Here is a 24,313-nt window from a genome sequence, read left to right as displayed (position 1 = left end):
GGTGCGCACCACGTCGTCCGCGCGGCAGCCTGAGATCTCGATGAGGAATCTGATCATTTTCAACCGCCGTCAGGTGCCCGCATGTATTCTGGCGTTGCAGGTTCGGGGAGCTCTTGAGCCGCTGAATCTGCCGTCGGTCCGCCGTTTCACCCCCCGAGAACGGCGGGCCGACCTATTTCTCCCCCTCCCTGCTCCGCCGTCCCGGCTAGGGTCGAGCCGTGAGCAGGCGCAGCGCTCGTCTCGACGGCATCGGCACCACGATCTTCGCGGAGATGAGCGCGCTCGCGGTCGAGACCGGAGCGATCAACCTCGGCCAGGGCTTCCCCGACCAGGACGGGCCCGAGGTCGTCAAGGAGGCCGCGCGCGCCGCGATCACCGACGGCCCCAACCAGTACGTCGCCGGCATCGGCATCCCGCTGCTGCGCGAGGCGATCGCGCGTCACCAGCAGCGATTCCACGGCATCGAGCTCGACCCCGGGCGCGAGGTCGTCGTGACGACCGGCGCGACCGAGGCCGTCGCGGCGGCACTGCTCGGCCTGGTGAACCCGCGCGACGACGTCCTCGTGCTGGAGCCCTTCTACGACTCGTACCGCGCGATGATCCAGATGGTCGGCGCCCGTCACCGCGCCGTCACGCTGCGCGCGCCCGACTTCCGACTGCCGGTCGACGAGCTGCGCGCCGCCGTCACGCCGCGCACCACCGCGATCGTGCTGAACTCGCCGCACAACCCGACCGGGGCGGTGCTCACGCGCGAGGAGCTGACCGCCGTCGCGGAGGTCGCGATCGAGCACGACCTCGTCGTCATCTCCGACGAGGTCTACGAGCACCTGAGCTTCGCCACGCCGCACGTGCCGATCGCGACGGTGCCCGGCATGGCCGAGCGCACCCTCACGATCAGCAGCGCGGGCAAGACCTTCTCCTTCACGGGCTGGAAGGTCGGCTGGGCCACGGGACCCGCCGACCTCGTCGACGCGCTCATGGGCGCCAAGCAGTTCCTGACCTACACGTCGGGCACGCCGTTCCAGCCCGCCGTCGCCGCGGCGCTCGACCTGCCCGACGCGTTCTACGTCGCGCTGCGCGACGACCTCCGGCACAAGCGCGACCTGTTGTGCGCCGGGCTCGCTGACCTCGGACTCGACGTCTTCGTCCCCGAGGGCACCTACTTCGCCACCACCGACGTGGCGCCGCTGGGCTTCGACGACGGCCTGGAGTTCTGCCGCGAGCTGCCCCGCCGCGCCGGCGTCGTCGCGATCCCGCACCAGGTGTTCCACGACGACCGCCCGGACGGATCCAACCCCGGACGCACGCTCGTGCGCTGGGCGTTCTGCAAGCGCGAGACCGTCCTCGACGAGGCCGTCACGCGGCTCGCACGCCTGCGAGCCCGCTGATCCCGCGGTGCAACTCCTGTTTGCATGTGTCCCCGATCACACCTAGAGTCACGCCAACGGCACTCTCGGAGGGGGACTCTCGTGTCACGACAGCTCAAGGCGATCCTGGTGGCTCTGCTCGGCGCCCTGGTGGTGATCACCGCGGGAGCCGGCGCCTCGGCCGAGTCGGGATGGTGGGTCGCCACCTCGACACCGAGCCCGGAGTCCGAGGTCAACGCCACCGGCGAGCCCTCGGGCGGCACGAACGCCGCCGGCGAGGTCACCGGCTACATCGACGCCCACACGCACATGTTCATGGACCTCGGCATGGGCGGGAACGCGGTGTGCGGCTCGACGTACAGCGAGAAGGGCATCGCCGACGCGCTCAAGGACTGCGATCGTCACGGCGTCTCGCTCCTGGAGAACCTGACGAACTCCGGCGCCGGCCGCGGGCCCCTCGACCCTCACGACACCGTCGGCTGGCCCACGTTCAAGGACTGGCCCACCTACTCGTCGTTCACGCACCAGCAGATGTACTACAAGTGGGTCGAGCGGGCGTGGCGCGGCGGCCAGCGGATCATGGTCAACGACATGGTGTCGAACCCCGGCCTGTGCCCGATCCTCGGCGTGATCGCCGGGCCGAACAAGTACAACTGCAACGACATGGACACGGTCCGACGCCAGATCCAGGCCACTTACGACCTCCAGTCGTTCATCGACAAGCAGTACGGCGGCGCCGGCAAGGGCTGGTACCGCGTCGTCACCAGCCCGAAGCAGGCGCGCGACGTCGTCGCCCAGGGCAAGCTCGCGGTCGTCCTGGGCGTCGAGGTGTCCGAGCCGTTCAACTGCAAGCAGGTGCTTGGCGCGCCCCAGTGCACCAAGGCCGACATCGACAAGGGCCTCGACGAGCTCAAGGCCAAGGGCGTCTCGAGCATGTTCCTGTGCCACAAGTTCGACAACGCCCTGTGCGGCGTGCGCTACGACGAGGAGACCGCCGGCCTGCTCGTGAACGCCGGCCAGTTCCTCACCACCGGCACGTGGTGGAACCCCAAGACCTGCAAGGAGGGCGAGGTCGCCGACAACACCGTGATCGGCGGCGTGCTGCCGCCCGAGATCGCCAGCGTCCCGGGCCTGCCCGCCGTGCTGCCGATCTACCCGAAGGGCCCGCACTGCAACCCGCGCGGCCTGACCGAGCTCGGTGAGTACGCCCTGCGCGGCCTCATCAAGCGCAACATGATGGTCGAGCTGGACCACATGAGCGCCAAGGCCGCGGGCCGCGCGCTCGACATCCTCGAGGCCGAGGCCTACCCGGGCGCGCTGTCCACGCACGACTGGCTGTCCAACGACTACATGGACCGCCTCTACGCCCTGGGCGGCTTCGCCACGCAGTACGGCCACGCCGCGAGCGAGTTCGTCACCCAGTGGCGCGAGACGAAGCCCGTCCGCGAGAAGTACGGAGTCGGCTACGGCTACGGCACCGACATGAACGGCTTCGGCGGCACCGCCGCCCCGCCGGAGGAGTCCGGCAAGATCCAGTACCCGTTCACGGCGCGCGACGGCACGGTCCTCGACCGCCAGGTCACCGGCGAGCGCACGTGGGACTACAACGACGAGGGCGTCCCGCACTACGGTCTGGTCCCGGACTGGATCGAGAGCCTGCGCACGCTGGCCGGGTCCGAGATCGTCGACGACCTCGCCGCCGGCTCCGAGTCGTACCTGCGCACGTGGGGCGCGACGAGGGACTTCGCCCCGGGCGCCAACCTCGCCACGGGTGCCATCGCCACGGCGAGCTCCACCGAGTGGAGCCTGCTCACCGACCTCAAGCCGGGGCGCGCGGTCGACGGCAAGCTGTCCACGCGCTGGGCCAGCAAGTACGGCCAGGACGACGCGTGGTTCCAGGTGGAGCTCCTCGCGCCGCGCCAGGTCCGCAAGGTGACGATCGAGTGGGAGAGCGCCTACGCGCGCCAGTACCGCGTGCAGACCTCGCTCGACGGCCAGCGCTGGCGCGACGTCGCCATCGTCGGCAACGGCAACGGCGGTCTGGACACCGTGACGTTCCAGCAGCCCCAGTCCGCGCGGTTCGTGCGGATGCAGGGCGTGGAGCGCGCCACCCGCTACGGCTACTCGATCAAGGAGTTCGGCGTCTTCAGCTGAGACAGAGGACCGCCCCAACCCTCCGATATGGGGGCCGGGGCGGCGAGAGGCCGGTGCTGCTCCGGCCACCGCTTCGGCCGAAGCGCACGAAGCGATGTGCCCAACCTACAGGGCCTGCCTGAGCGAACGTGAGGAGGGTCTCATGTTCTGGTCCGGAAACCCTCCGGAAGGACCAGCGGCACACCCGGCCGATACGCGAGGTGGACCGCCGAGGGGCTCGACCGTGCCACCCTGTCCCCATGCGTCGTGGCGAGTCGGACCTCAGCACGCTGTCGACGGCCGCGCTCACGTACCCGGACGTCGGAGCGACCCTCGCTGACCTGCCCCGCGGCTACCGGACCCTGACCCGGCGGCGCGTCATCGGCCGCGGCCGGGAGCGCTTCGAGGAGGCCGCGCGCACGATCCTCGACTGGGACCTGCACCGCCGGGCGGGGCTCGGCGTCCATGCGTCCAGCCCGAGCGTCGTCGAGGGAGCGGTCGCGGTGCTGCGCGTCGGATGGGGACCGCTCGGGATGGACGCGCCGGTGCGCGTGGTCCACGTGATCGACGAGCCGAGTCGGCAGGGCTTCGCCTACGGCACCCTGCCGGGACACCCGGAGTCCGGCGAGGAGTCGTTCGTCGTCGAGATGGACGAGTCCGGCGACGTGGTGGTGGCGATCACGGCGTTCTCCCGCCACGCGACACTGCCGGCCAGACTCGGCGGACCGGTGACCACCTTCGTCCAGTCCCGCATCACCGAGCGCTACCTCCGCGCGGCCTGAGCGGCCCGGAGACGACGAGAGCGCGGCTCCTGCGACTGCAGGATTCCGCGCTCCGAGGGGAACTTCTGGTGGAGCCGCCTGTCGGAATCGAACCGACGACCTTCTCATTACGAGTGAGATGCTCTACCGACTGAGCTAAGGCGGCGCGATTCGGCGAGGATCGCCCGCCGAACCAAGTGTGAACTATACCGGGTCGAGCCAGCACGCGGAAAACCCGGGGGCGGTCCGTATGATCGGCCGCGTGGACGCACCGACCCAGGCAGAGCTCGACGACATCCGCGCCAGCATCGACAACATCGACGCGGCGCTCGTTCACCTCCTGGCGGAGCGCTTCAAGTGCACCAAGCGGGTCGGCCGGCTGAAGGCCGAGCACGACCTGCCGCCCGCCGATCCCGCCCGTGAGGCGCGTCAGATCGAGCGGCTGCGCGAGAAGGCGCTCGAGGCCGACCTCGACCCCGCGTTCGCGGAGAAGTTCCTGAACTTCATCATCAGCGAGGTCATCCGGCACCACGAGGCCATCCGCGACTGAGCCCTGGCAGTGACGTTTGCGGGCTTGATCACCGCCTTTCTCCCCGCGAACGTCACGCCCAGCGCTTCCGGCAGGTCACTCCTCGCAGACGGTGCCGTCCTTCGGCACCGTGCCGTCGCCGAAGTAGGCGTCGACGGCGTCGCGGATGCACTCGTTGCCCGAGGTGTAGGCCGTGTGGCCGTCGCCCTCGCGGGTGAGCAGGACGCCGGATTCCAGCTGCTCGGCCATCGCCTCGGACCACTCGTACGGCGTGGCGGGATCGCGCGTGGTGCCGACGACGAGGATCGGCGGCGCACCCTCGGCGGTGACGTCCTCCTGCGGGTGCTCGCCCTTGATCGGCCAGTCGTGGCAGGCCATGACGCCCCAGCCCAGCGCGGCGCCGAACACGGGCGAGACCGCGCGGAACTTCGGGATGAGGTCCTGCGTCTGCGCGGCGTCGGGCGCGCCGTCGGAGTCGAGGCAGTTGACCGCGTAGATGACCTGTCCGGAGTTGTTGTCGAAGGAGCCGTCCTGGTCGCGCTCGAAGTACGTGTCGCTCAGGACGAGCATGACCGACGGGTCGCCCTTGACGAGGCCGCGCAGCGCAGTGGTCAGGTACGGCCAGGACTCCTCCGAGTACAGCGCCACGGCGATGCCGTAGAAGGCACGGCCCTCGGTGAGCTCACGGCCGCCCGGCGCCTTCAGCGGGGTGTCGCTGAGCTTGGCCATGAGCGCGGTGATCGTGTCCATGCCCTCCTGGACCGAGTCGCCCACGGGGCAGGCCTCGCCCTCGATGCAGGACGCGAGGTAGGCCTCGAGCGCCTGCTGGAAGCCGGTGGCCTGGCCCAGGCCCTGGCCCTCGGCGTCGAGGGTGACGTCGACGGCGCCGTCGAGCACCATCTTGTCGACCTTCTCGGGGAAGAGGTCGGCGTACGTGGCGCCCAGCTGGGTGCCGTAGGAGAAGCCGAACCAGCGCATCTCGTCCTGGCCCAGCACGGCGCGGGCGATGTCGTGGTCGCGCGCGGCCTCCTCGGTGGAGACGTGCTCGGCGAGGGCGCCGGAGTTCTCGCGGCAGGCCGTGCCCATCTCCTTCACCGACCGGGTCAGCGCGGCGACGCCGTCGGCATCGTCGGGATCGGGGTCGGTGTCGATGAACGCGTCGAACCGCTCGTCGGACAGGCACTCCAGCGGGGTGCTCTCGCCGACGCCGCGCGGGTCGATGCCGATCACGTCGTGCGTGCGGCGCAGGTCGTCGGGCAGCTCGCTGGCGAGGTAGCCGACGAAGCCGACCGCGGATCCACCCGGCCCTCCCGGGTTGACGAAGATCGCCTTCCCGCCCTTGCCGGTGGCGGGGACGCGGCGGACGGCCAGCTGGAGGGTCTCACCGTCGGGATCCTCGTAGTCGACCGGCACCTCGATCGTGGTGCAGCGGTCGTCACGGCAGTCGCGCCACGTGAGGTCCTGGTCGTAGAAGCGCTCGAGGCCGGCCGGAGCCGTCTCGCCGGTGGGCTCGGGGTCGGGCGCGGGCCGGTCGACGAGGAAGAGCGCGCTGACGGCGCCGGCGACCAGCGCGACCACCAGCAGCGAGACCAGGGCGATGACGGTGACGCGCTTCATCCGAGGAACCTCGACATCATGTGCTCGAGCGCCAGCTGGGGCGCGGCGTTGGCCTGGAGCGCCTCGCGGCAGCCGACGATCGCGTCGATCGAGGCGAGCGTGCCCTCGGGCGTGGAGCGGGCGACCATCGTGGCAATGTCGTCGGCGACGTCGGCGTTGATGGCGGCCGCCCCGGTGCCCAGCTGCTGCGCCAGCACGTCGCGCTGGAACGACAGGAGGTCGAGCAGCACGCCGTCGATCGCGTCGCGCGCCATGCGCTTGCGACGGCGCTCCTGCTCCTTGGTGAGCGACGAGAGAGCGCCGGCGTAGCCCGCCGGACGGCGGCCCCGTTCCTCGACGCCCCACGACTCCTGCAGGTTGCCCAGCTCGCGCGCGTCGAGCACGTCGCAGCGCTCCTTGGCACGGGCGGTGGCCTCCTGGTCGATCCGCTGCGCGGCGCGCAGGCAGTCGCCGAGTCCGCGCAGGCCGACCGGCAGCGCGAGGATCTCGGCGCGACGACGACGGGCCTCGGGGTCGCGGGCCAGCCCGCGGGCGCGGCCGATGTGCCCTTGGGCCGCGGCCGCGGCGCGCTGCGCGACGTCGAGCTCGATCCCGTCGCGCTCGTGCAGCAGCCGCGCGATGGCCGCGGCGGGCGGCGTGCGCAGCAAAACGGGTCGACACCGCGAGCGGATCGTCATGATGACGTCCTCGACGGCTGGCGCGCACAGCAGCCAGACCGTGCCGGGCGCGGGCTCCTCGATCGACTTGAGCAGCGCGTTGGCGGCCTGGTCGGTGAGGCGGTCGGCGTCCTCGACCACGAGGATCTGGTAGCGCCCCATCGACGGGTGCAGGGCCGAGCGGCGGACCGCGTCGCGTGCGGCGTCGACGCCGATGCTGAGGCCGTCGGTGTTGATGACGGCGATGTCGGGGTGGCTGCCCGCGGCGGCGGTGACGCACGAGTGGCACGTCGTGCAGCCGCCCTGCTCGCACTGCAGGGCGGTGGCGAACGCGACGGCGGCGTTGGAGCGACCCGATCCGGGCGGCCCGGTGAACAGCCACGCGTGGGTCATCTGCCCGGCGACGGCCGACCCGAGCGTGGCGACGACGTCGTCCTGGCCGACGAGCTCGTCCCAGACGGGAGCGGTCATGCCTGCGCCCCTCGCGCCTGCGGGAGCCACGGCAGGAGCGCGGCACGGACGCGCTCGTGAATCGCCTCGGGCGCCTCGTCGGCGTCGAGGACGACGTAGTGCTCGGGGTCGGCGTCGGCGAGGTCGAGGAAGTGCCGGCGGACGCGGTCGTGGAACTCGATCGGCTCGCCCTCGATGCGGTCGGGCTCGCCCGCGCGGGCCAGGCCCACGCGCGGGTCGACGTCGAGGACCACGGTGAGGTGCGGGCGCAGGTCGGCGGTGGCCCAGCGGGCGAGCGGTTCGAGCTCGCCGACGTGCAGGGCCCGCCCGGCGCCTTGGTAGGCCAGCGTGGAGTCGACGTAGCGGTCGGTGATGACGACCGAGCCGTCGGCGAGCGCCGGCAGGATCATCGTGTCGACGTGCTCGGCCTTGTCGGCGGCGTAGATGAGCGCCTCGGTGCGCGGTGACAGGTCGCCGGTGGCCGGGTCGAGGAGGATCGAGCGCAGCCGCGCGCCGACCTCGGTGCCGCCGGGCTCACGCGTGAGCAGCGCGGTGTGCCCGCGCGACTCGACCCAGGACGCGAGCAGTCGCGACTGGGTGGACTTGCCCGAGCCCTCGCCGCCCTCGAACGCGACGAAGACGCCGACCTCGGTGACGAGGGGGTCGTCCGATGGCTGCATGGGGCGAGCCTAGTCGGCGCGCCCGACACCGGCGCGCACGGCCGAGCACGCCTGTGGACATCAGCGTCGACGAGTGGAGTCCAAGCTCCGGAGTGCGTGGAACTGCACCGGCACGAAGGCGATCCCGAGGCACATGAGCACGGCGACAAGTGTCTCCCGTACCGGCGACGGCAACGCCGGTGCCACGACGACCCCTGCGAGCAGGATCGCCAGCCAGACACCCGTGACGCAGAAGTACCGGCCTGCCGACGGGCCCGGGCCGAAGAGGCGCTCCGAGGCGCGGCCCACCCACGCCCACATCGATCTACGCGACGGGATCGCGGTCGCGGCCGAGCAGGAAGTCGTGCGAGAAGCCGGCGATCGCGGCGCCGACCACCGGCGCGAGGATGAACACCCAGACCTGCATCATCGCGTCGCCGCCGGCGAACCAGGCGACGCCCAGCGAGCGCGCCGGGTTCACCGAGGTGTTCGACACCGGGATGCTGATGAGGTGGATCAGGGTCAGCGCCAGGCCGATCGACAGGCCCGCGAAGCCCACCGCGGCGCGCTTCGCGGTGGTGCCGAGGATGACGAAGAGGAACACCGCCGTCAGCACGACCTCGATGAGCGCCACCGACGCGAGGCTGTAGCCCATCGGCGAGCGGTCGCCGTAGCCGTTGGTGGCGAAGCCGGTCTCGACCGGGTCGAAGCCGCCCTCGATCCCGCGCGCGATGATCAGCAGCACCGCACCGGCCAGCGTGGCGCCGACGACCTGCGCCGCGACGTAGCCGGGCAGGTCGCGCCACGCGAACCGCTTCGCGACCGCGAGGCCCACCGAGACCGCCGGGTTGAAGTGCCCGCCCGACACCGGACCGAACGCGTACGCGCCGGTCAGCACGGTGAGGCCGAAGGCGAGGGCGACGCCCAGCCAGCCCACCCCGACCGCCATCTGCGCGTCGACGGGGATCGCGGTGGCGGCGAAGATCGCCGTGCCGCAGCCGCCGAAGACCAGCCAGAACGTGCCGAGCGCCTCGGCGCCCAGCCGCTGGGCCATCGTGTACTCGGGTGCCTCGGTCATGAGTGCTCCGTCCCACTGCGAAGGGTTCCTACACCGTAGGGCACGAACGCGGTCGTGGGCGAGACCTCCGCAGGGGCGGGCTCAGGACTTCTTGGCGGCCGACTTCTTGGTCGTGGCCTTCTTCGCGGTGGTCTTCTTGGCCGCCGTCTTCTTGGTGGCCTTCTTCGCCGTCTTCTTGGCGCCCTTCTTCGCGGGTCCCTTCGCGCGGCGCTCGGCGAGCAGCTCGACGGCGCGCTCGTGCGTCAGCGTCTCGATGTCGTCGTCCTTGCGCAGCGTGGCGTTGTACTCGCCGTCGGTGACGTAGGCGCCGAAGCGGCCGTCCTTCGCGACGATCGGCTTGCCGCTGGTGGGGTCCTCGCCGAGCTCCTTCAGCGGGGCGGCGGCAGCGCGACGACCGTAGGTCTTGGGCTGGGAGTAGATCGCCCGCGCCTGCTCCTCGGTGATCGTGAGCAGCTGCTCCTCGGACTCCAGCGAGCGCGAGTCGGTGCCCTTCTTGAGGTACGGCCCGTAGCGGCCGTTCTGCGCCGTGATCTCGGTGCCGTCGACGTCGGTGCCGACGACGCGCGGGAGCGTCAGCAGGCGGACCGCGTCGTCGAGGCCGATCGAGTCGAGGTCCATCGACTTGAACAGGCTCGCCGTGCGGGGCTTGGCGCCCTTCTTGGCGTCCTCGGGCAGGGACTCGGTGACGTAGGGGCCGTAGCGGCCGTTCTTCGCGACGATCTCGAGGCCGGTCTCGGGGTGGGTGCCGAGCACCTTCTCCATGCCGGCGGGCGTGGCGAGGAGCTCCTTGGCCTTCTCGAGCGTGAGCTCGTCCGGCGGCAGGTCCTCGGGCACGTTGGCGCGGGTGGGCTGCTCGCCGCCGTCCTTGGCCGGGACCATGGGCGGGCCCTCGACGTAAGGGCCGTAGCGGCCGACGCGCACGGCGATGCCCTCGCCGAGCTCGAACGTGGCCAGGCCGCGGGCGTCGATCTCGGGCAGGTTGTCGACGAGGCGCTTGAGGCCGGTGTCGGTCTCGCCCTCACCGGACCAGAAGCCCTCGAGGACGGCGACGCGGTTCTCGCGACCGTGGGAGATCTCGTCGAGGACGCCCTCGAGCTCGGCGGTGAACTCGTACTGCACGAGCCGCGGGAAGTGCTGCTCCATCAGGCGGATCACGCTGAACGCGACCCAGGCCGGCACGAGCGCCGTGCCCTTCTTGTAGACGTAGCCGCGGTTCTGGATCGTGTTGACGATCGAGGCGTAGGTGGAGGGACGACCGATCTCGCGGTCCTCCAGCTCCTTGATGAGCGAGGCCTCGGTGTAGCGCGCCGGCGGCTTGGTCTGGTGGCCGGCGGCGGCCAGCTCGACCGCGGTGACGACGTCGCCCTCGGAGAGGTTCGGGAGCTTGGTCTGCTGGTCGTCGCCCTCGGCGTCGGGGTCCTCGGTGGACTCGACGTACGCCTTGAGGAAGCCGTGGAACGTGATGGTGCGGCCCGAGGCGCCGAACTCGACGTCCTGGCCGTTCTCGGTGGCCGCGCCGATGCGGATCGAGACCGAGTTGCCCTTCGCGTCGGCCATCTGCGAGGCGATCGTGCGCTTCCAGATCAGCTCGTAGAGCTTGAGCTCGTCGCCGGACAGGCCGGTCTGCTGGGGGGTGCGGAACGTCTCGCCGGCGGGGCGGATCGCCTCGTGCGCCTCCTGGGCGTTCTTCACCTTGGAGCTGTAGACACGCGGCTTGTCGGGCAGGTAGTCGGCGCCGTAGAGCTCCTTGACCTGCGAGCGCGCGGCGGTCAGCGCGGTCTGCGACAGCGTGACCGAGTCGGTGCGCATGTAGGTGATGTAGCCGCCCTCGTACAGCTTCTGGGCGATCGACATCGTGCGCTGGGCGCCGAAGCCGTGCTTGCGCGAGCCCTCCTGCTGCAGCGTGGTGGTGCGGAACGGCGCGTAGGGGCGACGCGTATACGGCTTGGACTCGACCGAGCGCACGGTGAACTCGCGGCCCTCGAGCGCGGTGGACAGCGCCTGCGCGGCCGGCTCGTCGAGGTGGACGACGTTGCCCTTGAGGGAGCCGCTGCTGTCGAAGTTCGAGCCCGAGGCGACGCGCTTGCCGTCGACCGTGGCGAGCTTGGCCGGGAAGCGCGAGGGCTCGAGGTCGCAGCCGAACGTGGCCTCGAGATCCCAGTACGACGCGGTGCGGAAGGCCATCCGCTCGCGCTCGCGCTCGACGACCAGGCGGGTGGCCACCGACTGCACGCGGCCGGCGGACAGGCCGCTCATGACCTTCTTCCACAGGACCGGGCTGATCTCGTAGCCGTAGAGGCGGTCGAGGATGCGGCGGGTCTCCTGCGCGTCGACGAGGTCCTGGTCGATGTCGCGGGGGTTGGCGATCGCGCGCTGGATCGCCTCCTTGGTGATCTCGTTGAAGGCGATGCGCTTGACCGGGACCTTCGGCTTCAGCTCGTCGAAGAGGTGCCACGCGATGGCCTCGCCCTCGCGGTCCTCATCGGTCGCGAGCACGAGCTCGTCGGCCTCCTTGAGCAGCTTCTTCAGCTCGGCGATCTGCTTCTTCTTCTCGGCCGGGACGACGTAGACCGGCTCGAACCGGTTGTCGATGTCGACGCCGAGACGCGCCCACGACTCCCCCTTGTACTTCGCGGGGATCTGGTCGGCGCCCTGCGGCAGGTCGCGGATGTGGCCCACCGAGGAGGACACGACGTAGCCGTCGCCGAGGTACGCCGCGATGCTGCGCACCTTGTTGGGCGACTCGACGATCACCAGTGATGTCACGTTGGGTTCCTCCGAGGGGGCCTGTTGGGGAGAGAGGCCGATGGAGGCCCACCGTAGCGCCTCCTGTCAACCATTTTTCTCACAGGTGTCAGCCGTGGAAGAATCCGGCGAGTGGAGAAGGTGACCTACGGACAGGTGCTCCGGTCACCCGGAACCGTGCCGCTGTACATCGCGGCGTTCCTCGCCCGAATCCCCATGATGGCGGTCCCGCTCGTGCTGACCCTGCTGGTCGTCGAGGGGCTCGACGCCTCCTACGGCGAGGCCGGGATCATCGCCGCCGTGGAGACCATCGGCGCGGGCCTCGGTGCACCCTGGCGCGGCCGGATGATCGACGGACTCGGCGTGCGGCGCGCGCTGATCCCCTCGATCGCGGTCCTCTTCGTCGTCTACCCGCTCGCCGCCACCGCGACCTACCTGTGGCTGCTCCCGCTGGCGTTCGTCATGGGCCTGTTCATCGCGCCCGTGCACTCCATCGTGCGGGTGTCGCTGGCGGCGAACCTGCCGTCGAGCCACCACCGCAGCGCCTTCGCGCTGGACTCGGTCATCGCGGAGGCCTCGTTCATCATCGGCCCCGCGGCCGCGGGCGTGCTGGTGGTGGCCGCCTCGCCGGAGATCGCGCTGCTCGCGGTGGGCTTCACCGTCGCGCTCGGGCTGCTCATCCTGTGGTGGCTCGACCCGCCCACCCGCAGCGAGGGCCAGGCCCCGGCCGAGCGGACCCGCGGCTTCGACTGGGTCACGCGCGACCTGATGTTCCTCTTCCTCGTGTCGGGCGGCGCGATGGTGGCCCTGATGTCGACCGACCTCGGGATCATCGCCGTGCTGCGCGAGCTCGACGCGGTCGGGCTCGTCGGCGTCGTGTACCTCGGCTGGGGCCTGTCGTCGCTGGTCGGCGGTCTCATCTACGGAGCGCGCCCGGCGTCGATCCGGCCCACCTACCTGCTGCTGGCGATGGGCCTGCTGACGATGCCGGTCGGCATCGCGCACGCGCCGTGGACGCTGGCGCTCGCGTCGATCCCCGCCGGGCTGCTGTGCGCGCCGATCATGACCGCGTGCAGCGAGTACATCGCCAAGCTCACCGACGAGTCCCGTCGCGGCGAGGCGATGGGCTGGCAGGCCACGGCCTTCACGGTCGGCGGTGCCGCCGGCGCGCCGGTCATCGGCGCCGCGATCGACCAGTGGGGCGCGGCGGCGGGCTTCGCGGCCGGAGGCGGGATCGCAGTCGCCATCGCGCTCGTGTCGCTGGGCGGTCAGCGCCGGCCCGTGCCCGTGCGGGCCGAGTAGCTAGACGAGGAAGCCGTCGGCCACGAGCTCGCGCACCGCGGGCTCGTAGGTCCGGCGCACCTCGGCGGCGTCCTGCTCGAGCAGCTGGGCGATCGCGTCGAGCAGCTGGCCCGCCGTGAGGTCGCCGTCGCTGGCCGAGACGAGTCCCGCCTCGATCGTGTCGAGCTGGCGCGTGGGGCGCAGGCCACCCATCCGCACGGCGCGGATGATGGCCGGGTCGGGCGCGCCCACGGGGCCCGCCGTCTCCTGGACGACGTCGTCGCCCACCCGCCACGCGCGGTCGAGCAGGTCACCCGTGTCGAGCGCGTCCGTGCGGCCGGCCCAAGCGGCGAACTCGGAGCTCACCGGCTGTGCCACGGGACCGGTCCACTCCTCGATCCTCACCTGAGGCGTCGCGCGGCCGGCCTTTCGCAGGGTGATCCAGCCGAAGCCCATGGCCTCGATGCGCTGCTCGGCGAACCACGAGAGCCAGCGGTCGTAGCGCTCGAGGTGACCGGGCGCGTGCCGCAGTCCGGCGTCGGCGAGCCACATCTCGGCGTACTCGGGCAGGTCGACCCGCTCGCGCTGCACGACCCACGCGTCCATCCCCGTGGGCTCGATCCACGACGCGAGCCGCTCCTGCCACGGGACGCCGTCCTCGTGGATCCACGCGGCGAGCACCTGGCACCAGCCGCCGTCGTTCAGGTGGTCGGGCGCCTGCGTGACGATGCGGCGCACGACGTCGTCGCCGGGGAAGCCCGTCTCGCGGTAGACGAGGCGGTCGCCCTCGGGCGGCGAGACGACGAATGGCGGGTTGGTGGAGATGAGGTCGAACCGCTCCCCCGCGACGGGCTCGAAGAGGCTGCCCTCGCGGACGTCGAGGTCGACGCCGTTGATCGCCGCGGTGAGCCGGGTGAGGTCGGTGGCGCGCCGGTTGACGTCGGTGGCGACCACGTCACGCGAGTGGGTGGCGAGGTGCAGGGCCTGCACGCCGCAGCCCGTGCCGAGGTCGAGCGCGCGATCCACCTGCGGCCGCACCGTGAGCTGGGCGAGCGACGAGGAGGCCTCGCTGATGCCCAGCACGTACGAGGGGTCGCGCGGGTTCTCACGGCCGTCCAGGCCCGGGGTCAGGTCGCACACGACCCACCAGTCGTGCGTCTCGTCGCCGTAGGGACGCAGGTCGAGCAGCGCCCGCGCCTCGTCGCCGTCGAGCTCGACCAGGCCCAGCGCGAGCGCGGTCTCCCACGCGTCGCCGAAGGCCGCCTCGGCGCTCGCACGGGGCACCGCGGCCTGCAGCTGGAAGAGCCGGATGAGCGTCGAGAGGGTCGAGCCATCGGCGGTGGCGCGCAGCCCGGGCACGGTCTCGTTGCGGGCCAGCGCGCGCCACGCCGCGTCGCCGAGGATCCCGTGCACCGCGTCGACGGTGAAGCCGTCGATCGCCTCCCGGAGCCTGCCGACGTCGGGGGTCGCCACGGTCAGGAGACCAGCTCGTCGATCGAGGTGTGCAGGCCGAAGACCTTGTCGAGACCGGTGATCGCGAAGATGCGCAGGAGCCGCTCGCTCGTGCAGATGATGTCGAGGGAGCCGTTGTCGGCCCGCACGCGCTTCAGCGCCCCGACGAGCACGCCGAGGCCCGTCGAGTCGAGGAAGGCGACGTTCTCGATGTCGATCACCAGGCGGGTGTGTCCGTCGTCGATCGCGCCGACGACGACTTCACGTAGGCGTGGCGCGGTGTAGACATCGATCTCCCCCGCGACCTCGACCACGTGGAACGGGGGTGACTCCCGTTCGGTGAGCGTGAGGTCCATGTCCGAATTCAATCATCCGGCGGCACGTCTTCCCACCTGAACGCACGCGCGGCGCCGTCAGGGCAGTGGGGGAGACTTCCCCCATGCCCCTGCACCCCGTTCTCGCGCGCCACGCGGAGCGACTCGTGCACGTGCAGCACCACCCCGCCGTCGAGCCCGTGGTGGAGCCGTGGCCCGAGTGGATCGACCCCGAGGTCCGCGAGCTGTTCGCGGCCGAGGGCGCCGACGTGCTGTGGGGGCACCAGGCCGAGGCGCTCGCGGCGCTGCACGACCGACGGCACGTCGTGGTGGCCACCGGCACCGCCTCGGGCAAGTCGCTCGTCTACCAGGCGGCCGCGCTGCAGTCGCTGCGCGAGGGACGCGGCGGGTCCGGCCTCTCCGGCGCCCGGCGGCCGTCGGTGCTCTACCTCGCGCCCACCAAGGCCCTGGCCGCCGACCAGCTGCGGCGGCTGCCCACCGGCGTGCCCGGCCTGCGCCCGGCCACGGTCGACGGCGACAACAGCCGCGAGGAGCGGGCGTGGGCGCGCGACCACGCAAACTGGGTGCTGGCGAATCCCGACATCCTGCACCGCACGATCCTTCCGCAGCACGACCGGTGGGCGCGCCTGCTGGCCGGTCTGCGGGTGGTCGTGATCGACGAGTGCCACCACTACCGCGGCGTCTTCGGCGCCCACGTGGCGCTGATCCTGCGACGGCTGCGGCGGATCTGCGCGCACTACGGGGCCGATCCGCTCTTCGTGCTGTCGTCGGCCACGGTGGCCGAGCCGGCCGCGTCGGCCCAGCGGCTGATCGGGGCGCCGGTCACGGCGGTCACCGAGGACGCCTCGCCCCACGCGGCGCGCACCGTGGCGTTCTGGCAGCCACCGCTGCAGGCCGCGCGCGACGGCGTGGAGGTGCGCCGCTCGGCCGGCTCCGAGGCCTCGGACCTGCTCACCGACTTCGTCGTGGGCGGTACCCGCACCCTCGTCTTCGTCCGCTCGCGACGCGGCGCCGAGCAGCTGGCGATGGGCACGTCGCGGGCGCTGGCCGAGGTCGATCCGGAGCTGGCCGGGCGCGTCGCCACCTACCGCGGCGGCTACCTGCCCGAGGAGCGGCGCGAGCTGGAGGCGCGACTGCGCTCCGGCGACCTGCTCGGTCTGGCCAGCACGAACGCGCTCGAGCTGGGCATCGACATCGCGGGCCTCGACGCCGTGGTGACGGTGGGGTTCCCCGGCACCCGGGCCGCCCTGTGGCAGCAGTGGGGTCGCGCGGGGCGAGCCGGGGTCGACAGCGTGGGCGTGATGATCGCGCGCGACGACCCGCTCGACTCGTTCCTCGTGCACCATCCCGAGGCTGTGCTCGGCGCGCCAGTCGAGGCCACCGTGTTCGACCCGGAGAACCCCTACGTGCTGGGCCCGCACCTCGCGGCCGCGGCCCAGGAGCTGCCGCTCACCGAGGCCGACTTCGGCCCGTTCGGCCCCCGCGCGGCCGAGGGCGTCGCCGCGCTGGAGGCCGCGGGGATGCTCCGCCGCCGCGCGGCCGGCTGGTTCTGGACCAGCCGCGAGCGCGCGGCCGACCTCGCCGACATCCGCTCCGCCGGCGGCCACCCCGTGCAGATCGTCGAGGGCACCACGGGGCGTCTCGTCGGCACGGTGGACGCCGGATCCGCCGACGCCGAGGTCCACGAGGGCGCGATCTACGTCCATCGCGGCGAGGACCACCTCGTCGAGTCCTACGACCCCGACCACGGCGCGGCGGTGGTGCGCCGTGCCGACGTGCACCACACCACCAGCGCACGCTCGGCCACGGCCGTCACCGTCGTCGAGGAGCGCCGCCGAGTGACGTGGGGCCCCGCCACGGTCGCCTTCGGTGACGTCGAGGTGGCCAGCCAGGTCATCGGCTACCAGATCCGCGACCGCAGCACGGGCCGCGTGATCGGCGAGGAGCCACTCGACCTGCCCGAGCGCACGCTGCCCACCGCGGCCGTGTGGTGGACCCTCGACACCGACGTCGCCACCGGCCTGATGGACCCCGAGGCGCTGCCCGGTGCCGCGCACGCCGCCGAGCACGCCGCGATCGGCATCCTGCCGCTGCTGGCGACGTGCGACCGGTGGGACATCGGCGGCCTCTCGACCGCCCTGCATCCCGACACCGGGAAGCTCACGGTGTTCGTCCACGACGGCCACGCCGGCGGTGCCGGGTTCGCCGAGCGCGGGTACGAGCAGATGGCCACGTGGCTGCGGATGACGCGCCACACGATCGCCGAGTGCTCGTGCCGCGACGGGTGCCCGTCCTGCGTGGTCTCGCCCAAGTGCGGCAACGGGAACCACCCGCTCGACAAGGCCGGAGCGGTGCTGCTGCTGGACGCCGTGCTGGCGTCCGCACCCGCCTGATCGAGCCGTTTCCCCCGGGTTTCCGGGCTCCGTTCGATTGGCCATTCCGGGACGACGGTGCGAGAGTTGAAAGGTTTGCAACCACAGACACACCAGAGACCCGAGGTGATTTCTCCGATGGCCATCGGCACCGACCGACCCGCCGACGCATTCGAGCCCGAGCTGGAACCACGCCCAGAAGGGAGACTCGACAAGGTCGTCTTCGGGGTCGCAGCCGCTCTGGCCCTCATGGTCATCCTCTGGGGAATCCTCGACCAAGCCTCCCTCGGCGCACGTGCCTCGGAGGCCCAGTCGTGGGTGATCGAGTACACCGGCTGGCTGTTCGTCCTGGCCACCACCGGCTTCGTCGTCTTCGCGATCTGGGTGGCCGCGAGCCGCTACGGCAAGATCCCGCTCGGGCGTGACGGCGAGAAGCCCGAGTTCCGCACCGCCTCCTGGATCGCGATGATGTTCAGCGCGGGCATGGGCATCGGCCTGATGTTCTGGGGCGTCGCCGAGCCGCTGACGTTCTACCTCGCACCGCCGCCCAACACCGCCGACGCGGCCACCGACGAGGCCGTCCAGGCCGCGATGGCGCAGACGCTGTTCCACTGGACCTTGCACCCGTGGGCCATCTACGCCGTGGTGGGCCTGGCGATCGGCTACGGCACCTTCCGTCTGGGACGGCCGCAGCTGATCTCGGCCGTCTTCACCAGGATCCTCGGACGTCGACGGGTGGAGGGACCGATCGGCAAGGCCATCGACATCATGGCCATCTTCGCCACCCTGTTCGGCTCGGCCGCGTCGCTCGGCCTGGGCGCCCTGCAGATCGGCGCCGGCCTGGAGCACAACGGCTGGGTCGAATCGGTCGGCGAGCTCCTGCTCGTCCTCATCATCGTGACCCTCACGATCCTGTTCATCCTGTCGGCGGTGTCCGGCGTCGCGCGCGGCATCCAGTGGCTCTCGAACATCAACATGGTGCTCGCGCTCGTGCTGGCCGCCTTCGTCTTCATCGCGGGCCCGACCCTGCTGATGCTGAACCTCCTGCCCACGGCGATCGCGGACTACGTGGAGTACCTCCCGCAGATGGCGGGACGCACCGATGCCCGAGGCGGCTCCGTCGCCGACTGGCTCGGCGCCTGGACGATCTTCTACTGGGCGTGGTGGGTGTCGTGGACGCCGTTCGTCGGCATGTTCATCGCGCGCATCAGCCGTGGCCGCACGATCCGTCAGTTCGTCACCGGAGTGCTGCTGGTCCCGAGCATGGTCAGCCTGGTCTGGTTCGCGATCTTCGGCGGCTCCGGCATCAGCGAGGCCGAGGCGATCTCGGGCGGCGAGACCACCGTCGACTCGAACTACGCGCTGTTCGACCTCCTGCAGCAGTACCCGATCCCCGCGGTCACGACCGTGGTGGTGATGCTTCTCGTCGGCATCTTCTTCGTCTCCGGCGCCGACGCGGCCTCCCTCGTCATGGGCACCCTGTCCCAGCGTGGCTCGATCGAGCCGAAGACCTGGCTGGTGATCTTCTGGGGCGGGTTGACCGGGGCCGTGGCGGCGATCATGCTGCTCATCGCCGATCCCGACGACCCCGTCGCACTCGAAGGGCTGCAGGCCCTGACGATCGTCGCTGCGCTGCCGTTCCTGGGCGTGATGGTCGTCCTGTGCGTGTCGCTCTACCGCGACCTGAGCACCGACCCGATCATCGTCCGCGAGGACCTCGGCCAGAGCCTGGTCGAGGGCGCGGTGCTGGCCGGTGTCGACCGCCACGGCGAGGACTTCGCCCTCGTGGTGGAGGAGGCCCCGTCCGACGATCCCACCGGTCCCGTCGTCGACGGCGACGACGCGATCATCGACAAGTCCGCGAAGAGCTGAACCCGTCCGCCCCCGCCGCCTCACTCGAGGTACCAGGCGGGGGCGGCCCGGGCCCGCTGGTCGGCGGCCCATCGGCCGATCGACCAGCGCGGGCCCACCGCGCGCGCCGTGACCGTGGCGACATCGGCGTCCATCCGGCAGTCCCGCAGGCGCGCACCGTTGTCGCCTGCCACCCGGCGCGCCACCCCACAGGGGTTCGCCCCCTCCACGCTGGCGCGCGAGGCCGCGAGCGCCGCGAGGTCGGCGGCCGCCGCCGCCCGCTCGCGCAGCGACACCGCCAGCGCGATCTGCAGGCAGACGAAGGCGACGAGGCTCAGCAGCGCGACGACCGCCGCGGCCTGCACCGTGGCCGATCCCCGCTCCGCGCTCCTCATTCGACGACCGCCACCGAGCGGCTGGACAGGTCGAGGTGGACCCGCGGCACGAGCGGCAGCCGCGCCCGGTAGCGGACGGTGACCCCGGCCCGGTCGCCCTCGCGGCTCACCCGCATGCGCGCGCCCGGCACGGCCTCACGGAACGCCGCGCGCGCCTCTGCGGTCGACTGACCCCGCGCCAGCAGTCGGGCTGCCTCGCGCGACGCGTCGGCGACGCGCATCTGGGCGACGCCGAGCGACACCACCCAGACCAGCACGCACGCGACCAGCACGACGAACGGCAGGACGACCACGGTCTCGGCGGTGACCATCCCCCGCTCACCTCGCCTCACCACGGCCACCGGAACAGATCGGGCAGCGTGGTCGTGAACGCCCGGGCGACGAGGTCGGTGACGAGATCGAGGACCCACCGGCCCATCACGGAGCCCGGACCGCCGAGGATCGCCCCGGCGACCGTGACGGCGGCGACACCACCGACGGCGTACTCGGCGGTGACCTGGCCCGGCTCGGCTCGACTCAGCTTCTTCATGGCGTGACTCCTCGGGTGGGGCCGCGGCACCCGGCTGCCCGGGTGCCGCGGCGGGCGATCAGAACGGCAGCAGGTCGGGGATCCGGCCGAGCACGTCCCGGACGAGGCCGCCGAACCAGTCGGACTGGCCGATCTTCACCAGCACGCCGCCGATGGTGCAGGCACCGAGCGTGCCCACGGCATACTCGGAGGTGCTCATGCCGAGCTCGTCGGCACGGTCGGCGACGCGGCGCAGGGTGGCGATCAACTTCATGGGTGTCCTTCCAACGGATGATGTGACACCCGAAGATGGCGATCCGGCGCCCTGATCTGCGGTCCTCGCGGAAGCCTGTGGAGATCTCCCGTCGCGGCGCGCCGGCTGGGGACGAGTCACATCCGGACCGATCCCACGACCGCGATCACCGTGGGAGCGACGCCCACCAGCACGAAGGCCGGGAGCAGGCACAGTCCCATCGGCACGGTGGTGCGGACCCCGACGCGACCGACCATCTCGCGCCGCTGTGCGCGGTCGGCCCGGCGCAGGTCATCGGCGGTGTCGCGGATCAGCGGGACGATCGCGGCGCCGGAGGTCTCGGCCCGCGCGAACGCGCGGCCGACCGGCTCGAGGACGTCGCCGTCGAGTGACCTCCACGCCGTCGCCGGATCGGCGGCGAGGCGCACGCGGAGGGCGACAGCCTGGAGCTCGGGGCCAATCGGGTCGGGCGCGTGTGCCGCGACCGCCAGGACCGCCTCGTGCGGCGAGCGGCCTGCCTCGAGGACCGCAGCGACGAGGTCGAGCGCGAGCGGCGCGCCCCGCACCAGCTGGACCCGCCGTCTGACGTCGCGCGACGACTCCCAGCGGCCGGCCTGGCGGTGGACGAACGGTGCGGCCGCCGCGCCCACCACGAGGCCGATGGCGCCGAACAGCAGCCAGCCGCCCACCGGCGCGCACGCCGCGACGAGCAGTGCCCGATCCAGGCGCCGGGGCGTCGTCGTCCGCCTCAGCCTCCGGAGGCGTCGCCGAGCGTACCCCGGGCGAGCCACGAGGACGGCTGCCGCAGCGAGCAGACCCGCGATCATCCGCCCGCCTCGAGTCGGTCGGCGATCCCTTCGATCCACAGCACGCCCGCGACCGCGAAGGCGACGCCGAGGGCGACGCACGCGGCCCCGGGAACGGTGGTGAGGACGACGTCCAGCGGATCCACCCCGAGGCCCGTCCCCAAGCCGAGTCCGAGGGGCGGCATCGCGATCACCAGCAGTGCGGTGGCCCGGGCCGGGGCGACGCCCGCGGCCAGCTCGCGCTCGAGCTCGCGGTCCTCCCGTGCGGCCTCGCGGACACGCTCGAGGGTGTCGACGAGCGCCACGCCGCACGACTGCGAGACCGCCCAGGCCTGACCCACGCCCCTCAGGGCCTCGGCACCCGGACGGCGACCCAGCTCGAGCAGCGCGGTCGCCACGTCGCCGCCGGTGGCCGCGGCGGTCGCGGCGGCGCGAAGGACGGGCGCCTCCAGCTCCAGCCGCTGGAGCGCGGTGGTCGGCGGCACCCCGCTGCGGAGCTCGCCGACGAGTCCGTCGATGACCACCTGGCACTCGTCGCGGACCACGAGCCGACGCCGACGCCGACGGGCGCGCTGCCAGCGCACGGCGGCGGCGACCGCGACCCCCGCCGCGGTCCAGGCGAGGATCGTCGGCGCGGCCGGCAGCACCGTCAGGGACGCACCGGACGCGAGCACGGCGGCCGGGACGAGCTCGCGGCGCCCCGGCCGCGGCCAGGTGACGGGGTGGACCCGCACGCGGATCCAGCTCCAGGGCGGTCGCCAGACCAGCACGGCGGCCACGCCCAGCAGGGCCGCCGCCTCCCTCACGGCTCGACGACCCGGCCGCGGCGGACCTCGAGCCGAGGCCGCACGACGAGCCGGCCGGACGCATCGGCCGCGACATCGGCGAGCGCCGCGACCTCGCGCACCCCGTCGGCGTGGCGCACGACGTGCACGACGGCGTCGAGGCCCGCCGCGACCTGGGCGTGGACCGCGTCGCGGGTGAGGCCGGCGGCGATGCCGAGTGCCTCCATTCGCGCGGGGACGTCGTCCGGCGCGTTGGCGTGCACGGTGCCGCAGCCACCCTCGTGACCGGTGTTGAGGGCGGCCAGCAGGTCGACCACCTCGGCCCCACGCACCTCGCCCACCACGATCCGGTCGGGACGCATGCGCAGCGCCTGGCGCACGAGGTCGCGCAGTCCCACCGCTCCGGCACCCTCCACGTTGGGCGGGCGGGCGACGAGACCGACGACGTGCGGGTGCCGAGGCCGCAGCTCGTCGGAGTCCTCGACCACGACGATCCGCTCGGGCTCCGGGACGAGATGCAGCAGCGCGGCGAGGACGGTGGTCTTGCCCGAGCCGGTGCCACCGGTGACGAGGAAGCTGCGACGGGCCGCGACGAGGTCCCGGAGCGCAGCGCCCATCGCCGGTGCGACGGACCCTCCCGCCTCCAGCTCGGCCAGGGTCATCGCCCGTCGCGGCGGCACGCGCAGGGAGATCGCGGTGCCCGTGCGGGCGACCGGCGAGAGCACGGCGTGGAGCCGGGTGCCGTCGGCGAGACGGCCGTCGACCCACGGTGATGCATCGTCGAGCCGGCGTCCCGCGGTGGCCGCGAGGCGCTGGGCCAGCCGTCGCACGGTGGCCTCGTCGGCGAAGCCGACCTCGGGCCGGGGCACGAGGCCGTCGCCTTCGTCGACGTAGACCCCCTCGGCACCGTTGACCAGGACGTCGGTGACGCCCGGCAGGTCGAGCAGTGGCTGGAGGACGCCGGCCCCCAGCACCTCGCTGCGCAGCTGCTCGACGATGGCGAGCACCGTGGTGGTGCCCCACAGCTGCTCCTCGGCTCGCAGCGCCTCGGCGACCGAGTGCGGCGTGGGCTCGGAACCGGACGCGGCCAATCGTCGTCGGACCCGCTCGACGACCTCGGCACGGACGGCCGTCACCGCAGGCCGACCGTGTCGAGCACCCGTCGCGCCGCGCCGACCACGGACCGTGCGCGCAAGGGGCCGAGGCCGTGCTCGAGGTCGGCCGCCAAGCGTCGCGAGGAGCCGACATCGGCCAGGACCGGCAGCCCGAGCTCGCGCCCCACAGCCGCCGTGGGCATCCCCGACGGCGTCGACCGCGTGACGAGTGCGATCGAGCCGGACCACGAGCCCAGCCGTTCGACGAGGGCCCTCGCCGCGACCACCCCGCGCAGCCGCCGCGGCACGACGACCACCGTGAGGACCGAGCGGGAGACCAGCTCGCGCCCGAGGTCGTCCAGGTGGCGCGGCACGTCGGCCACGACCACGTCGAAGCCGCGCATCGCCGCGCCGATCACGGGTGCGCTGCCGTGCACCGGACGTCCGGACCGCCCGAAGGACACCAGCGCGATCCCGCGGTGCACCGGCAGGCTCTCCACCAGCTCGGCGGCGCCGACGTGACCGACGGCGCCGTCGAGGTCGTTCCAGCGCGAGCCGTCCACGGCCTCGGCGCCCGTGACGAGATCCAGTCCCCCGCCCAGCGGATCGCCGTCGACGAGGACGGGCGCGAGGTCGCGCCGGGCGGCCAGGCCCGCCGCGGCGGCCGCCAGCGTGGAGGCTCCGACACCTCCGCACGCACCGACGATGGTGATCGCGCACGCCTCGCCCGAGCCGTCGAGCGCCCGCACGAGCGCCCCGACGATCGCGGCGTCCTCGTCGGCCGACAGCACGTCACGCGCCCCGAGGTCGAGTGCCGAGCGCCAGGCCTCGCGCGGGTCGGGCGCCACCACGACCACCTCGTCGCGCCGCGGAAGGTCGACGGCCAGCAGCGCGTCGAGACTGCGGGAGTCGACCAGCACGGACGACGCCGAGCGCCAGGCGCGGCGCACCCGCTCGACGTCGGCGATGGTCTCGGGCTCGTGCCCGGCGGCCGCGCACCAGCGCCGGGCGCTCTCGGCGAAGGACGCGTCGCGGGTGACCACCAGGGGTACTGAGGAGAGCGGGCGTGGGTCCATGCCCCCACCCTCGCGAGGTGCGAGACGCACCGACAGGGGTCGCGCCGAGCCTGTGGACGGCGCGACGGGTGTGACGTAGGCGTGTGGACGAATGTCCCCGACTGTCGGTG

22 protein-coding genes and 1 tRNA gene are annotated in these 24,313 nt (G+C 72.4%); 7 read left to right on the top strand and 16 right to left on the bottom strand.

From position 1 onward, the window contains the following. Positions 1 to 218: 218 nt before the first annotated feature. The 3 genes from BJ975_RS16015 (at position 219) to BJ975_RS16005 (ending at position 4,282) form a co-directional block, all read left to right on the top strand. Positions 219 to 1,388 (top strand): pyridoxal phosphate-dependent aminotransferase, encoded by a 1,170-nt coding sequence (locus tag BJ975_RS16015; RefSeq protein ID WP_179427719.1) that lies wholly within the window; start codon positions 219 to 221, stop codon positions 1,386 to 1,388. An 81-nt stretch (positions 1,389 to 1,469) separates the two neighbouring features. After that, on the top strand, positions 1,470 to 3,521 hold the full coding sequence (locus BJ975_RS17210; RefSeq protein WP_218845980.1) for a discoidin domain-containing protein: 2,052 nt from the start codon (positions 1,470 to 1,472) through the stop codon (positions 3,519 to 3,521). 239 nt (positions 3,522 to 3,760) lie between these two features. Beyond that, positions 3,761 to 4,282: a DUF1990 family protein gene (locus BJ975_RS16005; protein ID WP_179427716.1), complete on the top strand. Its 522-nt coding sequence runs from the start codon at positions 3,761 to 3,763 to the stop codon at positions 4,280 to 4,282. 69 nt (positions 4,283 to 4,351) lie between these two features. On the opposite strand, the gene BJ975_RS16000 is transcribed toward BJ975_RS16005, so the two are convergent. Then, positions 4,352 to 4,427 (bottom strand) — tRNA-Thr (locus tag BJ975_RS16000). Between the two features lie 84 nt (positions 4,428 to 4,511). On the opposite strand from BJ975_RS16000, the gene BJ975_RS15995 reads away from it, so the two are divergent. Then, positions 4,512 to 4,811, top strand: a complete 300-nt coding sequence (locus tag BJ975_RS15995; protein ID WP_179427714.1) for a chorismate mutase — start codon at positions 4,512 to 4,514, stop codon at positions 4,809 to 4,811. Between the two features lie 75 nt (positions 4,812 to 4,886). Here the strand turns inward: BJ975_RS15995 and BJ975_RS15990 are convergent, their stop codons facing one another. The 5 genes from BJ975_RS15990 to topA form a co-directional block, all read right to left on the bottom strand. After that, complete coding sequence (locus BJ975_RS15990; RefSeq protein ID WP_179427712.1) at positions 4,887 to 6,407, bottom strand: alpha/beta hydrolase; 1,521 nt, start codon at positions 6,405 to 6,407, stop codon at positions 4,887 to 4,889. Next, positions 6,404 to 7,534: a DNA polymerase III subunit delta' gene (locus tag BJ975_RS15985; protein WP_179427710.1), complete on the bottom strand. Its 1,131-nt coding sequence runs from the start codon at positions 7,532 to 7,534 to the stop codon at positions 6,404 to 6,406. Before BJ975_RS15985 ends, BJ975_RS15990 begins: the two co-directional genes overlap by 4 nt. Further along, positions 7,531 to 8,193 (bottom strand): dTMP kinase, encoded by a 663-nt coding sequence (tmk, locus tag BJ975_RS15980; protein WP_179427708.1) that lies wholly within the window; start codon positions 8,191 to 8,193, stop codon positions 7,531 to 7,533. The genes BJ975_RS15985 and tmk overlap by 4 nt, the downstream gene beginning before the upstream one ends. Positions 8,194 to 8,497: 304 nt before the next feature. Next, on the bottom strand, positions 8,498 to 9,250 hold the full coding sequence (gene aqpZ / locus BJ975_RS15975) for an aquaporin Z (RefSeq protein WP_218845978.1): 753 nt from the start codon (positions 9,248 to 9,250) through the stop codon (positions 8,498 to 8,500). A gap of 81 nt (positions 9,251 to 9,331) precedes the next feature. Further along, entirely contained in the window at positions 9,332 to 12,016 is a 2,685-nt protein-coding gene (gene topA / locus BJ975_RS15970; RefSeq protein ID WP_179427706.1) for a type I DNA topoisomerase, read from the bottom strand. Between the two features lie 111 nt (positions 12,017 to 12,127). On the opposite strand from topA, the gene BJ975_RS15965 reads away from it, so the two are divergent. Further along, complete coding sequence (locus tag BJ975_RS15965; RefSeq protein ID WP_179427704.1) at positions 12,128 to 13,297, top strand: MFS transporter; 1,170 nt, start codon at positions 12,128 to 12,130, stop codon at positions 13,295 to 13,297. Here the strand turns inward: BJ975_RS15965 and BJ975_RS15960 are convergent, their stop codons facing one another. After that, entirely contained in the window at positions 13,298 to 14,749 is a 1,452-nt protein-coding gene (locus BJ975_RS15960) for a DUF7059 domain-containing protein (protein WP_317628242.1), read from the bottom strand. Positions 14,750 to 14,751: 2 nt separating this feature from the next. Beyond that, on the bottom strand, positions 14,752 to 15,084 hold the full coding sequence (locus BJ975_RS15955; RefSeq protein WP_078699459.1) for an STAS domain-containing protein: 333 nt from the start codon (positions 15,082 to 15,084) through the stop codon (positions 14,752 to 14,754). An 83-nt stretch (positions 15,085 to 15,167) separates the two neighbouring features. Here BJ975_RS15955 and BJ975_RS15950 point away from each other — a divergent pair, with 83 nt between their 5' ends. Both BJ975_RS15950 and BJ975_RS15945 read left to right on the top strand, forming a co-directional pair. After that, positions 15,168 to 17,456, top strand: coding sequence for a DEAD/DEAH box helicase (locus BJ975_RS15950; protein ID WP_179427702.1), 2,289 nt, complete (start codon positions 15,168 to 15,170; stop codon positions 17,454 to 17,456). A 117-nt stretch (positions 17,457 to 17,573) separates the two neighbouring features. Continuing rightward, entirely contained in the window at positions 17,574 to 19,307 is a 1,734-nt protein-coding gene (locus BJ975_RS15945; protein ID WP_179427700.1) for a BCCT family transporter, read from the top strand. 20 nt (positions 19,308 to 19,327) lie between these two features. On the opposite strand, the gene BJ975_RS15940 is transcribed toward BJ975_RS15945, so the two are convergent. From BJ975_RS15940 to ssd, 8 genes are all read right to left on the bottom strand, one after another. After that, on the bottom strand, positions 19,328 to 19,681 hold the full coding sequence (locus BJ975_RS15940) for an Rv3654c family TadE-like protein (protein WP_179427698.1): 354 nt from the start codon (positions 19,679 to 19,681) through the stop codon (positions 19,328 to 19,330). Then, a complete protein-coding gene (locus BJ975_RS15935; RefSeq protein ID WP_179427696.1) occupies positions 19,678 to 19,992 on the bottom strand; it encodes a TadE family type IV pilus minor pilin in 315 nt (104 codons plus the stop codon). The genes BJ975_RS15940 and BJ975_RS15935 overlap by 4 nt, the downstream gene beginning before the upstream one ends. 17 nt (positions 19,993 to 20,009) lie before the next feature. Beyond that, positions 20,010 to 20,210, bottom strand: coding sequence for a DUF4244 domain-containing protein (locus BJ975_RS15930; protein WP_179427694.1), 201 nt, complete (start codon positions 20,208 to 20,210; stop codon positions 20,010 to 20,012). A gap of 58 nt (positions 20,211 to 20,268) precedes the next feature. Beyond that, the gene (locus BJ975_RS15925; RefSeq protein WP_179427692.1) at positions 20,269 to 20,463 is read right to left on the bottom strand and encodes a DUF4244 domain-containing protein; all 195 of its coding nucleotides are present in this window, start codon (positions 20,461 to 20,463) and stop codon (positions 20,269 to 20,271) included. 116 nt (positions 20,464 to 20,579) lie between these two features. Then, entirely contained in the window at positions 20,580 to 21,131 is a 552-nt protein-coding gene (locus tag BJ975_RS15920) for a type II secretion system F family protein (RefSeq protein WP_179427690.1), read from the bottom strand. Between the two features lie 134 nt (positions 21,132 to 21,265). Next, positions 21,266 to 22,054 (bottom strand): type II secretion system F family protein, encoded by a 789-nt coding sequence (locus BJ975_RS16895; RefSeq protein WP_179427688.1) that lies wholly within the window; start codon positions 22,052 to 22,054, stop codon positions 21,266 to 21,268. Continuing rightward, positions 22,051 to 23,169 carry a TadA family conjugal transfer-associated ATPase gene (locus tag BJ975_RS15910; RefSeq protein ID WP_179427686.1) on the bottom strand — a complete coding sequence of 373 codons (1,119 nt, stop codon included), beginning with the start codon at positions 23,167 to 23,169 and terminating at the stop codon, positions 22,051 to 22,053. The genes BJ975_RS16895 and BJ975_RS15910 overlap by 4 nt, the downstream gene beginning before the upstream one ends. Then, positions 23,166 to 24,203: a septum site-determining protein Ssd gene (gene ssd, locus BJ975_RS15905; protein WP_179427684.1), complete on the bottom strand. Its 1,038-nt coding sequence runs from the start codon at positions 24,201 to 24,203 to the stop codon at positions 23,166 to 23,168. Before ssd ends, BJ975_RS15910 begins: the two co-directional genes overlap by 4 nt. Between the last annotated feature and the right edge of the window lie 110 nt (positions 24,204 to 24,313).

This window comes from Aeromicrobium tamlense (genome assembly GCF_013408555.1).
GTDB classification, from domain to species: Bacteria; Actinomycetota; Actinomycetes; order Propionibacteriales; family Nocardioidaceae; genus Aeromicrobium; species Aeromicrobium tamlense.
The sequence above is the reverse complement of the archived record's forward strand: the minus strand, read 5'-3'. Positions and strand labels throughout refer to the sequence as shown.

What these genes read in the sequence shown, in the direction of transcription:
- BJ975_RS15990 (WP_179427712.1), bottom strand. Translation starts at nt 6,407, where the DNA reads ATGAAGCGCGTCACCGTCATCGCCCTGGTCTCGCTGCTGGTGGTCGCG.
- BJ975_RS15955 (WP_078699459.1), bottom strand. Translation starts at nt 15,084, where the DNA reads ATGGACCTCACGCTCACCGAACGGGAGTCACCCCCGTTCCACGTGGTC.
- BJ975_RS15925 (WP_179427692.1), bottom strand. Translation starts at nt 20,463, where the DNA reads ATGAAGTTGATCGCCACCCTGCGCCGCGTCGCCGACCGTGCCGACGAG.
- ssd (WP_179427684.1), bottom strand. Translation starts at nt 24,203, where the DNA reads ATGGACCCACGCCCGCTCTCCTCAGTACCCCTGGTGGTCACCCGCGAC.
- BJ975_RS16005 (WP_179427716.1), top strand. Translation starts at nt 3,761, where the DNA reads ATGCGTCGTGGCGAGTCGGACCTCAGCACGCTGTCGACGGCCGCGCTC.
- BJ975_RS15995 (WP_179427714.1), top strand. Translation starts at nt 4,512, where the DNA reads ATGATCGGCCGCGTGGACGCACCGACCCAGGCAGAGCTCGACGACATC.
- BJ975_RS15945 (WP_179427700.1), top strand. Translation starts at nt 17,574, where the DNA reads ATGGCCATCGGCACCGACCGACCCGCCGACGCATTCGAGCCCGAGCTG.
- tmk (WP_179427708.1), bottom strand. Translation starts at nt 8,193, where the DNA reads ATGCAGCCATCGGACGACCCCCTCGTCACCGAGGTCGGCGTCTTCGTC.
- aqpZ (WP_218845978.1), bottom strand. Translation starts at nt 9,250, where the DNA reads ATGACCGAGGCACCCGAGTACACGATGGCCCAGCGGCTGGGCGCCGAG.
- BJ975_RS15930 (WP_179427694.1), bottom strand. Translation starts at nt 20,210, where the DNA reads ATGAAGAAGCTGAGTCGAGCCGAGCCGGGCCAGGTCACCGCCGAGTAC.
- BJ975_RS15950 (WP_179427702.1), top strand. Translation starts at nt 15,168, where the DNA reads ATGCCCCTGCACCCCGTTCTCGCGCGCCACGCGGAGCGACTCGTGCAC.
- BJ975_RS15940 (WP_179427698.1), bottom strand. Translation starts at nt 19,681, where the DNA reads ATGAGGAGCGCGGAGCGGGGATCGGCCACGGTGCAGGCCGCGGCGGTC.
- BJ975_RS15935 (WP_179427696.1), bottom strand. Translation starts at nt 19,992, where the DNA reads ATGGTCACCGCCGAGACCGTGGTCGTCCTGCCGTTCGTCGTGCTGGTC.
- BJ975_RS15985 (WP_179427710.1), bottom strand. Translation starts at nt 7,534, where the DNA reads ATGACCGCTCCCGTCTGGGACGAGCTCGTCGGCCAGGACGACGTCGTC.